Here is a 13,629-nt window from a genome sequence, read left to right on the forward strand (position 1 = left end):
GCAGCAGGGCAATCAGACTCAGGACGATCGGATAATGATTCAACATGGACTCAGTGTAACATCGGCAAGGACCGCCGCCACCTATTCGGGTCGCATATGTGGAAACAGCAACACATCGCGAATAGACGACACATCAGCGAACAACATAACCAGTCTATCAATACCAATGCCCTGCCCTACTGTCGGCGGTAAACCGTACTCGAGTGCGGTGATATAGTCGGCATCGTAATGCATGGCCTCCTCATCACCAGCGTCTTTTTCAGCCACCTGATTGCGGAATCGTTCGGCCTGATCCTCAGCATCGTTGAGCTCCGAAAAGCCATTCGCCAACTCACGGCCACCGACAAAGAACTCAAAGCGGTCAGTCACAAATGGGTCAGCATCACTGCGTCTGGCCAATGGCGAAACTTCGGTAGGATAGGCGGTAATAAACGTCGGCTGATCCAATAAATGCTCGACCGTTTTTTCGAAAATTTCGATCTGGACTTTACCCAGCCCCCAGCTGTCTTTGAGGGGAATCTCCAAGGCTGTGGCGATTTCACGAGCCCCGGTAACGTCAGCCAGCCGCGCCGCATCCAGCTGCGGATTAAAGTGCAAAATGGAGTCGAATACGGTCATGCGCGCGAATGGCTGTTCCAGGTCGTATTCGGCTCCCTGATAATTCAATCGCGTTGTTCCCAGCACCGCCTCGGCCAGTTGACGCAACATGTCCTCAGTCAGGTCCATAGCGTCCCGGTAGTCCGCATAGGCCCAATAATACTCCAGCATCGTAAACTCGGGATTGTGACGGGTGGATAAACCTTCGTTACGAAAGCTGCGGTTAATTTCAAATACTCGCTCAAAGCCACCGACAACCAATCGCTTCAGATACAGCTCAGGCGCAATACGCAGGTACATATCCATGTCCAGCGCATTGTGGTGAGTTACAAACGGCTTAGCCGCGGCACCACCTGGAATCACCTGCATCATAGGTGTTTCGACTTCCATGAAGTCCTGAGCCTGCATATAGCGGCGAATAAAATCGACGATCGCCGAGCGCAAAATAAAGACGTTGCGTGATTCCGCGTTGACGATCAGATCTACATAGCGCTGCCGGTAGCGCATTTCCTGATCCGCCAGACCGTGATACTTATCGGGTAAAGGGCGCAGCGCCTTGGTCAGCAGTCGCGCCTCTTCCATATTGATGTAAAGATCACCCTTGCCCGACCGATGCAGTGGTCCACGTGCGGCCACAATATCACCCAGGTCCCAGCTTTTAATCTGCTTCAGGGTCTCCTCATCAAGCTCCTTACGGTTAACGTAGAGCTGAATTTCTCCGCTAACATCCTGAATCAACAGGAATGCACCGCGGTTACGGATCAAACGCCCGCATACGGCATACTCTCTATTCTCGGTTTCCAGCGTGGCTTTTTCGCTAGCTTCAAACTCACTCTGTAACTCGCCAGCAAAGCCGGTGCGACGAAAGTCATTGGGAAAGGCGTTACCGTGCTCACGTAGCTCGGTCAACTTGCCGCGCCGTTCCGCGATCAGCTTATTCGTATCCTGTGCATCAGTCTCTGTCATTACCTGCTCCGTTCCCGCCGCTTGGGCTACAGCCCGCTTTTCAGCGAGGCCTCAATAAACTTATCCAAATCACCATCCAGCACCGCTTGAGTATTGGAAGTCTCTACACTGGTCCGCAGGTCCTTGATGCGCTGATCATCCAGCACATAGGAGCGAATCTGGCTGCCCCAGCCAATATCAGATTTACTGTCTTCCACCGCCTGCGCTTTCTCAGAGCGACGCAGCATTTCCTGCTCATACAGCCTGGCGCGTAACATCTTCCAGCACTTGTCGCGGTTTTGATGCTGTGAGCGCTCGCTCTGGCACTGCACCACAATGCCCGAAGGCTCATGGGTCAAGCGCACAGCTGAATCAGTCTTGTTGACGTGCTGGCCACCCGCTCCGGAGGCGCGGTAAGTATCGGTGCGCACGTCCGCAGGGTTGATATCGATGTCTACGTTGTCGTCAATCTCCGGTGAAACAAACACTGAACAGAACGACGTGTGGCGACGATTTCCAGAGTCAAAGGGCGACTTGCGGACCAAGCGGTGCACGCCGGTTTCAGTGCGCAACCAACCAAAGGCATATTCTCCCTCAAAACGAATAGTGGCACTCTTGATACCGGCAACATCACCCGATGAGGCTTCTTCCAGGGTGGTCTTGAAGTTCTTGGCCTCGCCCCAGCGTAGATACATACGCAGTACCATTTCTGCCCAATCTTGTGCTTCGGTACCGCCAGACCCAGACTGGATGTCCAGATAGGCATTGCTGGCGTCCATCTCACCGGAAAACATACGACGGAATTCCAGCTTCTCTAACTGTCCGATCAGCCCAGCCAGATCGACCTCGATCTCCTCGACCGTGCTGGCATCTTGTTCTTCAACGGCCATTTCCAGCAGATCGCTGGCATCTGTGCAGCCCGCGTCCAGCTGTTCAATCGTATTGACGATAGTTTCCAATGCGGAACGCTCGCGCCCCAGCTCCTGGGCGCGCTCTGGCTCTTCCCAAACGCCGGGCTCGGCTAACTCCAGCTCTACTTCAGCAAGACGCTCTTTGCGGTTGGCGTAGTCAAAGATACCCCCTAAGCACATCGGTGCGCTCACTGATATCCTTGATCATTTGGACAATGGGGTTAACTTCCAACATAAACGGCGTGACCAGCTAGTGTAAAAGGCGCGCATTTTAGCGCAGCGGGCAGCTCAGCTCTAGTACCGCCGCACGCTAATTGCGCTGCACACCACTCATACGGGGAATTGGTTAAGCACAATCGCCAACACGATAATCTGCGGTAAGGTGATCAATGGTAAAAACAGCGCGATTTTCCAGGACCGGGTGGTATCTCGAATCGACATAATTTCGGTATAGTCGGTGGCTACACCGGCCATCAGAAAAGCAAAGGAATTACCGGGTGCAGACCCTCTATGCATAAGATCCGCAGCCACAGGGGTAGTGCCCTCGGAGCAAACCTCGATAATCGTGGCCGCCAGTATAGTCAGCCCCAAACCCGTCATAGTGGCTCCAAACCAGGTGGCAAAGACGGCTTCCGGCACCAACATACGGATGACTGAGGCCAGTAATATCCCAAAGAGACCCCACCGAATCACAATTCGCGAGCCGCGCACACCTTCGAGCAACAGGCGTCCGCTGCCGGCCATTGAAAATTGCCAGGAAGCTCGAAATTCACGCCATAAAAGCCCTGCGTTAGCCTCTGCATTAAGAAACTCACGATGTGGGTTCTCCGGCAGTCTACCCCGCGCCACCAGCGCATCAAAAATGGCACCGCTTATCAGTCCAATGACCAGAGACAGCGCAATAAACAGCAACGTCCAACCCACCCCTATCAGGCCAAAAAGAATCAACGTCAAGCTGAAGGAATTCCAGGGGCTGGCCAGCAAAAAGGCCATCACTTGACCCAACGAGGCCCCACGTTCATAGAGCTTCATTGCCACGGCGAGAATACCGTGGCTGCACAGGTCCAGAAATACGCCGGCGACTGTTGCCCTCAGTAATGAGCTGAACCCAGGCGCATAACCCAACACCGACATCACCAGATCGCGAGGGATATAACCAAGAATACCGACAAACACCACACCAATAGCCATGCCCCACCACATGCTATTGAACAGGTCGATGACCCCGTGAGACAGAATCGACAGGCGGCCAGGATCCAGCGATTCATGGGGCAGCCAGAGACCAATAGCGTAAAGCACTACCACCGAGCTCACGCAAAACCAGAGAAATCGGTCGGGCTTGCGAGGGCCTGCAGCGTGCCCCGAACAGTGATCGGTCGCAGCGTCGTCCGCAGCTGGCGCCGGCTTTTCTGTATCACAGCAATCACTCATGCGCGCTACCCCGACCCAGTTCATCGAGAATGGCGCAGTCCGGACCCTCGTTGCCGCTGCAACGGCTGGCCAGATCACGCAGCATCGACTGCATTTGCAGCAGCTCCTCAATGCGTTGCTCCAACTGGTCACACTTTTCCAGCACCAGGCTTTTGACGTGGGCACTGTGACGCTGGGAGTTACTCTGCAGCTCCAGCAACTGTCGGCATTCCGCTACAGAAAAGCCCACCAGACGGGCTTGATGTACAAATCTGAGCTGCTCTACCGCCGATACATCGTAGTAGCGATAGCCGTTATCCGCGCGACTCGCTGGCGGGATTAGTTCAATGTCTTCGTAGTAGCGAATTGTCTTACTACTGAGGCCGCTGGCGGCAGCGGCGGCGCTGATATTCATGGTCGTCTCCATCGGGCTACGACTACAATGTAAACCTTACAGCTGCTGGAAGGTCAAGCCCCTTCTTCAGACCGGTTCCAACACCTCTATCAGCATCTGCACCGTCTCTCGCCCCCGGAACTCGTTACTGTCCAGTTTATAGGCGACGCGCACTTGCTCAAGCTCGTGATCAGGCCACAATGCTGTATCGATATTAAAGGCTATAGCATCCAACAGCTGATCAGGTTGCTGCGGATGCGCCAATACCAGTTTCAGGTGGCGTTCACCGACAATCCGTTGCTGCACTAAGGTAAACACACCATCAAACACCGGTTCCGGAAAGTGCTGCCCCCAGGGTCCACCAAAGCGCAGCTGCCGCGCCAGCTCCAATTGCATCTGGGAGGCCGGCAGCTCACCATCCGATTCTATCGCCGCCTCCAATTCTACACCGTCGAGCAGGCGCTCAACCTCGTGCTCAAACAGGTCGCGAAAACGTTCAAAATCCTTGCGCTCAATGCTCAAACCCGCCGCCATAGCATGACCGCCGAACTTTATAATCAGACCGGGCGCCAGTGTCGACACGCGCTCCAGCGCGTCGCGAATATGCAGGCCGGGGATGGACCGCGCCGAGCCCTTAATAGTTGTTTCATCGCCATCGGCAAATGCAATAGCCGGTCGATGCAAGCGTTCCTTAATCCGCGCTGCGAGAATACCCACCACGCCCTGATGCCACTGCTTGTCATATAAACACAAGGCCGCCGGTGGTGTGGTGTCCGCACCGGGCAGAAAATCGTCCAGTTTACGCAAGGCATCGGCATGCATTTCACGTTCAATCTGCTGGCGGTCGCGATTAAAGTCATTCAGCTCACTGGCCAACGTGCGCGCACGTTGTGGATTATCGGCCAGCAGGCACTCAATACCGATGGACATATCATCGAGCCTCCCGGCAGCATTCAAGCGCGGCCCCAACGCAAATCCCAAATCTGCAGCCGTGAGCCGAGCCAGGGATCTTTGCGCTACTTCGGCCAATGCCACTATGCCGGGCCGCACGCGTCCGGCTCGCATACGCTTCAAGCCCTGCTCTACCAGCACGCGATTGTTATGGTCTAGCGGCACCACGTCGGCTACCGTTCCCAGCGCCACCAGGTCAAGCACCTCCGCCAGATTCGGCTCCGCAACACCGCTGCGCTGAAAATAGTCGCGCTCGCGCAATTGCGCACGCAGCGCCAGCATCACGTAAAAGATTACGCCCACACCGGCCAGGTTTTTACTGGCGAAACTGTCGCCGGTCTGATTCGGGTTGACGATCACATCCGCAGCAGGAAGCTCAGTTCCGGGTAGATGATGATCTGTGACGAGGGTTCGAATACCGAAGCCGGTGGCAGCAGCAACGCCACTGACGCTGGAGATACCGTTGTCTACGGTGATAATAATATCGGGTTTTTGCTGCGCAGCCAGCGCCACAATCTCCGGCGTCAAACCATAGCCGTATTCAAAGCGATTGGGCACCAGGTAAGCCACCTGCTGAAACCCCAACTGTCGCAGCACGGTGACTACCAGCGCCGTGCTGGTAGCGCCATCGGCATCAAAATCTCCGACGATGACAATACTGGACTGTTGCTGCAGGGCATCTGCGAGCATGACTGCCGCCGAGTCCAATCCCATTAAGTCATTGGGTGGTAATAATTGATCCAGGCTTAGCGCAAGGTCGGCTGTCTTGCGAACACCACGATTGGCATAGACCTGCTCCAATATCGGGTGCAGCCCAAAACCCGCCGCTGGCAGCTCTGCTTGCAAACGACGACGAATGGCTTTTTTCAAACGCTTTAGACTTTGATGTGCGCGATCATGTGCGCCTGAACCGCGCTCAAGTCGTTGGGCGTCACCGCGAAGCGTTCTTCGCGCTCAAACAGGTCGGACAGATGCTGGGGTAATGCAGGCTTCACACTAAGACCCGCCTCGGCAACGGCCGCCGGGAATTTCGCGGGATGCGCAGTAGCCAGGGTTATCACCGGTGTAGCTGATCCCGCACAAAGATCACGTGCCGCGCTGACTCCAATCGCCGAGTGCGGATCCAGCAGGTACTCACTGGTGTCATAGACGTGTTTGACCAGAGCGCAGGTTGTCGCATCGTCCACGCTCTGACTGCTGAACAACTCGCGTGCAGTCGCCATCGCTTCACTACTGAAAGTGATATCGCCGTGCTGAAAGGTATCCATTAACTCCGCTATGGCAGCACCATCACGCTGATAAAGATCAAACAACAGGCGTTCAAAGTTACTCGAGACACTGATATCCATGCTCGGTGAGAGCGTGTGCTGCAGCTGACCGCGATGGTAGACGGCGTTTTGCATAATCCGGTGCAACACGTCGTTGGCATTAGTGGCAATAATCAGCTTCTCGACAGGCAGCCCCATCTTCTGAGCCAGATAGCCGGCAAAAATATCACCGAAATTGCCGGTAGGTACTGAGAAAGATACCTTGCGGTGCGGACTGCCAACGGCCACTGCCGCGTAAAAGTAGTAGACAATCTGCGCCATGATGCGCGCCCAGTTGATCGAGTTGACGGCCACCAGATGGCGATCTTCAGGCAGAAAGCTGCGATCATTAAAGCTGGCCTTCACCATCGCCTGGCAGTCATCAAAATTACCTTCGACTGCGATATTGTGGATATTGTCACCGACCACAGTGGTCATTTGGCGGCGCTGCACATCGGATACCCGCCCATGCGGGTGTAGAATAAAGATATCGATATTCTTGCAGCGTTTGCAGCCCTCGATTGCAGCAGAACCGGTATCACCCGAGGTCGCCCCCATGATCACCACCTTGCGGTGTTGGCGTTCCAATATGTAATCCAGCAAGCGCCCCAGCAACTGCAGGGCGAAATCTTTGAACGCCAGCGTCGGGCCGTGAAACAGTTCCAACACCCATTCATTGGCGCCCAGCTGCACCAACGGGGCCACAGCTTCGTGACGGAACTCGGCGTAGCAGTCATCAATAATAGTGGCGAGGTCAGCTTCGGGGATCGACTCTGCCACAAACGGACTGATGATCCGCAGCGCCAACTCCGGGTAGCTCAAACCGGCCATGGCGGCGAGATCAGCGCTGGAAAACTGCGGCAGTGATTCGGGCACGTAAAGACCACCGTCAACCGCCAGACCGGTTAGCAGTACTTCTTCAAAATTCAGTGCCGGAGCCTGGCCCCGGGTGCTAACGTATTTCAACGCCACTCTCTCCTCTTACTCACGCCTTAGTGACAACGTAGTGCCGCTATTTAACCGTCCAGACTTTCTACCCGCAACCGGGCCACAGCGTCTACCACACTGGGCAAAGCCTCCAACTGAGCGCAGGCCGCATTAACGGTCGCACCCAATGCCTGATTAGTCAGGATAATAATAGGTACATGGCTGATACCCGCGGGCGGCTGCTTTTGAATCAAAGCTTCAATACTAATACCCGCATCACTGAGTATGCTTGCCACGTTTGACATCACACCCGGTTTGTCCTCAGCGCGCAAACGCAGATACCAGGCACAGTTGACGTCTTCAATCGGCACCACCTGGGGCACATCAGAGCCCTCTGCGGCGCCCAACACAGCAACGCTGGGGCTCTGACCGCAGGCCATATCACGAGCCAGGTCTACCAGATCAGCCAGCACCGCAGAGGCGGTCGGCTCAGCACCAGCACCAGCACCGTAGTATAACGTCGGACCTACCGCATCGCCCTCGACCAGTACCGCGTTCTTAACACCGTTTACGTTGGCCAGCAGACGCGACTCAGGAATCAGAGTTGGATGTACACGCATCTCTACGCCGCCGGCTGAGCGCCGGGCGATACCCAGGTGCTTTATGCGATAGCCCAACTCTGCTGCGTAATCCACATCTTCGGATTCCAGAGTACTAATGCCTTCAATATAAACCTTATCGAACTGCAGTGGCATGCCAAACGCGATCGCCGCCAGAATGACCAATTTGTGCGCCGCATCAATCCCCTCTACATCAAAGGTGGGATCAGCTTCAGCGTAGCCCAGGGCTTGTGCTTCGGCCAGGACATCGGCGAAGTCACGGCCTTTCTCACTCATCTCGGTAAGAATAAAGTTACCCGTACCATTGATGATGCCAGCCAGCCATTCGATACGGTTGCCGGACAGACCTTCGCGCAGCGCTTTGATGATCGGAATACCGCCAGCCACTGCAGCTTCAAAAGCGATACTCACTCCGGCAGCTCTGGCTTCGGCCAAAAGTTCGTTACCGTGCTCGGCAATCAACGCCTTGTTGGCTGTAACCACATGCTTGCCATGACTGATGGCCGTGCGCACCAACTCCAGCGCGGTGGTAGTGCCACCGATCAATTCCAGCACGATATCAACATCTGGGTCGCGGGCAACATCAAAGATATCGCGACTCACCTTGATTCCGGTGACGTCGACGTCAGGCTTGTCACTGCGTGTACCGATGTGCACAATTTCAATATCGCAGCCTGCCCGCGCACATATCTCTATGCGGTTGCGCTGCAATACGTTCAAAGTTCCTGCACCTACTGTACCCAGGCCGCAAAGCCCTACTCTGACCTTATCCATCTCAGGCAAAACCATCCTTCTTGATCATTCTCTTTATATTACGAATAGCCTGTCGGGTCCGATGCTCGTTTTCAATCAATCCAAAACGCACAAAGCCCTCACCATATTCACCAAAACCAATACCGGGTGAAACCGCGACCTGCGCATCACGCAAGAGCTTTTTACTGAACTCCAGGGACCCCATCTCGCGATAAAACTCGGGGATTTCTGCCCACACAAACATCGTCGCCTTGGGCGGCACCACTGGCCAACCCGCCGAATTCAGGCCGTCACACAGGACGTTGCGGCGACTCAGGTACAGTTGCCGAATTTCTTCCACACAGCTCTGATCACCCTCAAGCGCACTAATCGCCGCTACCTGTACCGGGGTGAACATACCGTAGTCCAAATAGGATTTCATACGCGCTAATGCGCCGACCAGCTGATGGTTTCCCACGCAGAATCCGACGCGCCAGCCTGGCATGTTATAGCTCTTGGACAGAGTAAAGAATTCACAGGCAACTTCTCTCGCGCCTTCAACTTGTAGAATAGAGGGCGCTTCGTAGCCATCAAAACACAGGTCTGCATAAGCCAGATCCTGTACCACCCAAATTTGATGTTCACGCGCTATTGCTACCACTTTTTCAAAGAAGGGCAGCTCCACACAGTGGGTGGTCGGGTTGGACGGAAAGTTAAGCACCAGCATCTTGGGCTTGGGCCAGCTGTTGCGAATAGCATTATCCAACTCGGCAAAAAACTCTTCCTCTCCCGCCATCGGCACGTGGCGAATATCGGCGCCGGCTATGACAAAGCCATAAGGGTGAATCGGGTAAGACGGGTTGGGTACCAAAATGGCATCGCCGGGACCTGTCGTGGCCAGTGCCAGGTGCGCCAGACCTTCTTTGGAGCCCAGCGTGACGATGGCTTCGGTTTCCGGATCCAGACTGACATCGTAGCGCCGTTGATACCAGTCACAAATAGCTTTACGCAGACGCGGTATACCGCGCGACTGGGAATAGCGATGAGTGTCGCCACGGCGCGCGGTTTCTACTAATTTATCAACGATATGGGACGGCGTCGGCTGATCGGGATTACCCATGCCGTAGTCGATAATATCTTCACCAGCGGCGCGCGCCTGCTGCTTCAAATCTCCGATAATGTTGAAAACATAGGGGGGTAGTCTTTCAATTCTCTGGAACTGATCTTCCACGACGGACACCAATCATTGGCCGGCTATGCGCCGACAGAAACAAGGGAGGGAACCTTACTGAGGCGCGCCGGACCTGTCAACGCGGCCCGCCACTACAGAGGAAGTTTGGTTAATTAATACCCAAGCGTGCAGCGAGATCGGCGGCGGAAAGATAGCCCGGTACCATTTGTCCACTTTCTAACACCATCGCCGGTGTTCCGCGCACACCCATCTCCTGCCCCAGCGCGAACTGATCGGCTACTGGATTGTCTTCACAGACGTTTTGAGCGATGCTTTCCCGATTCTTCAGCTTGTTCATTGCTGCGTTGGGATCTGCTGCACACCAGGCGCTGGCAATCTTTCGATAGGAATCACCGCCAATACCTGAGCGCGGATAAGCGAGGTAGCGAATTTCAATGCCCATCGCATTCATTTGCGGGACTTCCTGGTGCAGTTTCTGACAGTAGAAGCAGTCAACATCAGTAAATATCGTCACCCGCGCGCGGGTTTCTCCTGTAGCCGGGTAGACGATCATGTCCTGCATCGAGACCTCGGCCAGCAATGACTTACGACTGTCATCACGACGCTGCTCTGCAATATTGACCAGACCATCATCATTCACCGCAAACAGATCTCCGAGGAAAAAATGCGTCGCGTCTGCCGTAACGTACACCAGCGGACCGGCTGCGATCTGCACCTCGTACATGCCCTTGACCTCACTCTGTTTGATCGAGAGTATGTTGAAATCAGGACGTGCCTGAGTCAGCCGCTCACGGATTAGATCCTCCGGAGTTGCCGCCGCAAGCGCACCCTGCGCTACGCTCAGTAGTACAGCGAATGCAAGATATCTGCCTAAATGTGTAAAACGCATGCCTGTTTCCTTTCGTGAGTATCTACTTTGGAGCACATTGGTCCTGGTTGGTTCCCTGCTGCTAGCCACGCGGATGATGCTGGGCATGCAGTTCTTTCATTCGTTCTCGGGCCACATGCGTATAAATCTGCGTGGTAGTCAGGTCGCTATGGCCCAGTAGCAGCTGCACGACGCGTAAATCTGCGCCGTGATTGAGCAGATGAGTGGCAAACGCATGCCGCAGCGTGTGCGGAGATAGCGGACTGGTTATCCCTGCACGTTGCGCGTAGATTTTAATACGATACCAAAAGGCCTGGCGAGTCATTTGTGCACCCCGTCGACTGGGAAATACCGCCTCACTGGGCACATGCCCCAATAACTCGGCCCGCGGCCCCTGCATAAAGCGTTGCAACCAACTTAATGCTTCTTCACCCATGGGCACCAGGCGCTCCTTATTGCCTTTACCAATGATGCGCACCACCCCCTGATTAAAGCCCACCTGCGATACCTGCAGGGAAATCAGCTCAGTGACACGCAAGCCGCAGGCATAAAGCAGTTCGAGCATAGTGCGGTCGCGAAACTCCAGTATCAAATCCAGGTCTGGTGCCTGCAGCAGGCGCTCAACGTCGGCTTCGCTCAGGGATTTGGGTAGCGGTCGCCCCAAACGTGGGCTATCGATATCCAGGGTTGGGTCGCTAGTGACCTGACCTTCGCGCAGCTGATAGCGGTAAAAGCCGCGGATACAGGACAAAAAGCGTGCACTGGAGCGAGCGGAGTAGCCTTCGACAATGCGTTCACCGAGGTAATCAAGCAACTCGGACCGCTGCGCCTGCAGCAGTATCGCGCCGCGAGACTGCAGCCAGCTAGCGTAATGAGTCAAATCGCGGCGGTAGGCCATTAAGGTTTGGTCGGCGAGCCCCTTCTCCAGCCACAAGGCGTCCAGAAAGGCGCTGATAATCTGCGCCTCGGGGTCGCTAATGGTGAGCTGCGCTGGCGCCATAGTGTTTCTGCCCGAGTACAAAAAAGGGCGACTCGCGTCGCCCTTTCGGAGATCTTAGCGAGACAGCTTTTCCTTGATTCGAGCTGCCCTGCCGCTGAGCTCACGCAAGTAATAGAGCTTGGCCTGACGCACATCGCCGCGACGCTTGACCTGAATGCTCTCTACCAGAGGACTAAAGGTCTGGAAGGTACGCTCTACGCCAATACCGTGAGAGATTTTACGCACGGTAAACGCAGAGTTGATGCCGCGGTTACGCTTGCCCAATACCACGCCTTCAAAGGCCTGCAAACGCTCGCGACTGCCTTCCTTTACCTTGACCTGGACAACCACGGTATCACCGGGGGCAAACTCAGGAAGTTCCTTTTCCATCTGTTCCGCGTCCAGCTGCGAAATAATACTGTTGCTGCTCATGTTGTGCTCCTGTTAAAAATCTGCCCGAGGGCGTTGTCTGCTATCCGGCAGCGGAACCAGGTCCCGCGCACCGCTATGTGTCTGTTACTGCTGGCTCAAATGCGCCAGTATTGCTTCCTCTTCGGCACTCATTTGTCGCTGCTGCAACAAATCCGGGCGCCTTTTTAACGTTCTCTCCAGCGCTCGTTCCAGCCGCCAGCGTCGAATCTTTTCATGGTTGCCGCCCAGTAACACCTCGGGCACGCCCTTCCCCTGCCAGACTTCTGGCCGGGTATAGTGAGGACAATCCAACAGGCCATCGGCAAACGAATCCTGTTCCGCCGACAACTCATGTCCCAGTACCCCGGGTAACTGCCGCGTTACCGCGTCAATCACCACCATGGCGGCCAATTCACCACCACTTAATACATAATCGCCAATGGATAATTCCATATCCACCTGCGCTTCTATTAACCGCTCGTCTACGCCTTCGTAGCGACCAGCCAGTAATATCAGCGACTCTTGACCCGCCAGTTCCACTGCCGTGGCGTGGTCAAACGTCTTGCCCTGGGGTGACAAATAAATCACCTTGGCATCACCCCCGACCAGACTTCGGGTCTTGGCGATCGCCTGTTCCAGTGGCTCTGTCTTCATCACCATGCCTGGGCCACCACCATAGGGCCGGTCATCGACCGTGCCATGACGGTCCACGGCAAACTCCCGTGGATTGGTGAGGTGCAAGCTCAATAACTCCTGCGCCACCGCCCTGCCAGTAACCCCGAGCTCACTGACTGCAGCAAACATTTCGGGGAACAGAGTGACCACGCCTACCTGCATACTCTAGAACTCCGCATCCCATTCCACCGTCATGGTCTGCTGTACCAGGTCTACCTGTAACACCACGCTACCCCGTAACCAGGGTATAACTCGCTCGCGCTGGTCAATACTGCCCTCACAGGGCTTTACAACTACTACATCGTTAGCGCCGGTCTCCATCAGGTGATCCACACGCCCCAGCAGCTTATCGCCGCTAGTTACTGCCAACCCTTCAAGCTGGTGCCAGTAATATTCTTCCTCTGGCAGCACTGGCAGAGCCTGCGCTGCTATCGCTATCTCACAACCTTTCAGGCTCTCCGCTGCGGTGCGATCGTCAACCCCTGCAACGTGTCCTACCAGGCCCTTGCCGTGCACTTTACCGGCGTCTAGCGCCAGCGCTTGCCAGCTTTCTTGGCCCGGCTTACCCCGGTTTATCAACCAATCACCGTACTCGAGGAGATTTTCTCCCGGGTCGGTAAACGAGTGAATCTTCAGCCAACCCTTGATGCCGTAGGGTGCTCCAAAACGGCCAACAATCACTGGGGCGGCGGCGTCACTCATGCCGTCTG

13 protein-coding genes are annotated in these 13,629 nt (G+C 55.2%); all 13 read right to left on the minus strand.

The features are described 5' to 3' along the window. Window positions 1–81: 81 nt before the first annotated feature. The 13 genes from lysS to rimM all read right to left on the minus strand — a co-directional run bounded on the left by lysS (window position 82) and on the right by rimM (window position 13,621). Window positions 82–1,563, minus strand: coding sequence for a lysine--tRNA ligase (lysS, locus tag EYC98_RS13045; RefSeq protein WP_279245779.1), 1,482 nt, complete (start codon window positions 1,561–1,563; stop codon window positions 82–84). Window positions 1,564–1,589: 26 nt separating this feature from the next. Beyond that, window positions 1,590–2,688, minus strand: a protein-coding gene (prfB, locus tag EYC98_RS13050; RefSeq protein WP_338140839.1) for a peptide chain release factor 2 whose coding sequence is annotated in 2 segments (ribosomal slippage) — window positions 1,590–2,612 and window positions 2,614–2,688 — 1,098 coding nt in all. Because the reading frame shifts where the segments join, the coding sequence is not laid out codon by codon here. A gap of 95 nt (window positions 2,689–2,783) precedes the next feature. Next, window positions 2,784–3,884: a permease gene (locus tag EYC98_RS13055; RefSeq protein WP_279245780.1), complete on the minus strand. Its 1,101-nt coding sequence runs from the start codon at window positions 3,882–3,884 to the stop codon at window positions 2,784–2,786. After that, the gene (cueR, locus tag EYC98_RS13060) at window positions 3,877–4,278 is read right to left on the minus strand and encodes a Cu(I)-responsive transcriptional regulator (protein WP_279245781.1); all 402 of its coding nucleotides are present in this window, start codon (window positions 4,276–4,278) and stop codon (window positions 3,877–3,879) included. Before cueR ends, EYC98_RS13055 begins: the two co-directional genes overlap by 8 nt. Window positions 4,279–4,344: 66 nt before the next feature. Beyond that, window positions 4,345–6,078, minus strand: a complete 1,734-nt coding sequence (recJ, locus tag EYC98_RS13065; protein WP_279245782.1) for a single-stranded-DNA-specific exonuclease RecJ — start codon at window positions 6,076–6,078, stop codon at window positions 4,345–4,347. Between the two features lie 5 nt (window positions 6,079–6,083). Beyond that, entirely contained in the window at window positions 6,084–7,481 is a 1,398-nt protein-coding gene (gene thrC / locus EYC98_RS13070; protein WP_279245783.1) for a threonine synthase, read from the minus strand. 50 nt (window positions 7,482–7,531) lie between these two features. After that, window positions 7,532–8,836 carry a homoserine dehydrogenase gene (locus EYC98_RS13075; RefSeq protein WP_279245784.1) on the minus strand — a complete coding sequence of 435 codons (1,305 nt, stop codon included), beginning with the start codon at window positions 8,834–8,836 and terminating at the stop codon, window positions 7,532–7,534. 1 nt (window position 8,837) lies between these two features. Further along, on the minus strand, window positions 8,838–10,025 hold the full coding sequence (alaC, locus tag EYC98_RS13080) for an alanine transaminase (RefSeq protein ID WP_279245785.1): 1,188 nt from the start codon (window positions 10,023–10,025) through the stop codon (window positions 8,838–8,840). Window positions 10,026–10,134: 109 nt separating this feature from the next. Further along, on the minus strand, window positions 10,135–10,875 hold the full coding sequence (locus EYC98_RS13085; RefSeq protein WP_279245786.1) for a DsbC family protein: 741 nt from the start codon (window positions 10,873–10,875) through the stop codon (window positions 10,135–10,137). Window positions 10,876–10,936: 61 nt separating this feature from the next. Then, window positions 10,937–11,854 carry a site-specific tyrosine recombinase XerD gene (xerD, locus tag EYC98_RS13090; protein ID WP_279245787.1) on the minus strand — a complete coding sequence of 306 codons (918 nt, stop codon included), beginning with the start codon at window positions 11,852–11,854 and terminating at the stop codon, window positions 10,937–10,939. A gap of 54 nt (window positions 11,855–11,908) precedes the next feature. After that, window positions 11,909–12,265: a 50S ribosomal protein L19 gene (gene rplS / locus EYC98_RS13095; RefSeq protein WP_279245788.1), complete on the minus strand. Its 357-nt coding sequence runs from the start codon at window positions 12,263–12,265 to the stop codon at window positions 11,909–11,911. A gap of 84 nt (window positions 12,266–12,349) precedes the next feature. After that, the gene (gene trmD / locus EYC98_RS13100) at window positions 12,350–13,081 is read right to left on the minus strand and encodes a tRNA (guanosine(37)-N1)-methyltransferase TrmD (RefSeq protein WP_279245789.1); all 732 of its coding nucleotides are present in this window, start codon (window positions 13,079–13,081) and stop codon (window positions 12,350–12,352) included. A gap of 3 nt (window positions 13,082–13,084) precedes the next feature. Beyond that, window positions 13,085–13,621: a ribosome maturation factor RimM gene (gene rimM, locus EYC98_RS13105; RefSeq protein ID WP_279245790.1), complete on the minus strand. Its 537-nt coding sequence runs from the start codon at window positions 13,619–13,621 to the stop codon at window positions 13,085–13,087. Window positions 13,622–13,629: the final 8 nt, after the last annotated feature.

The organism is Candidatus Litorirhabdus singularis (genome assembly GCF_026262625.1).
Classification (GTDB): Bacteria; Pseudomonadota; Gammaproteobacteria; order Pseudomonadales; family Halieaceae; genus Litorirhabdus; species Litorirhabdus singularis.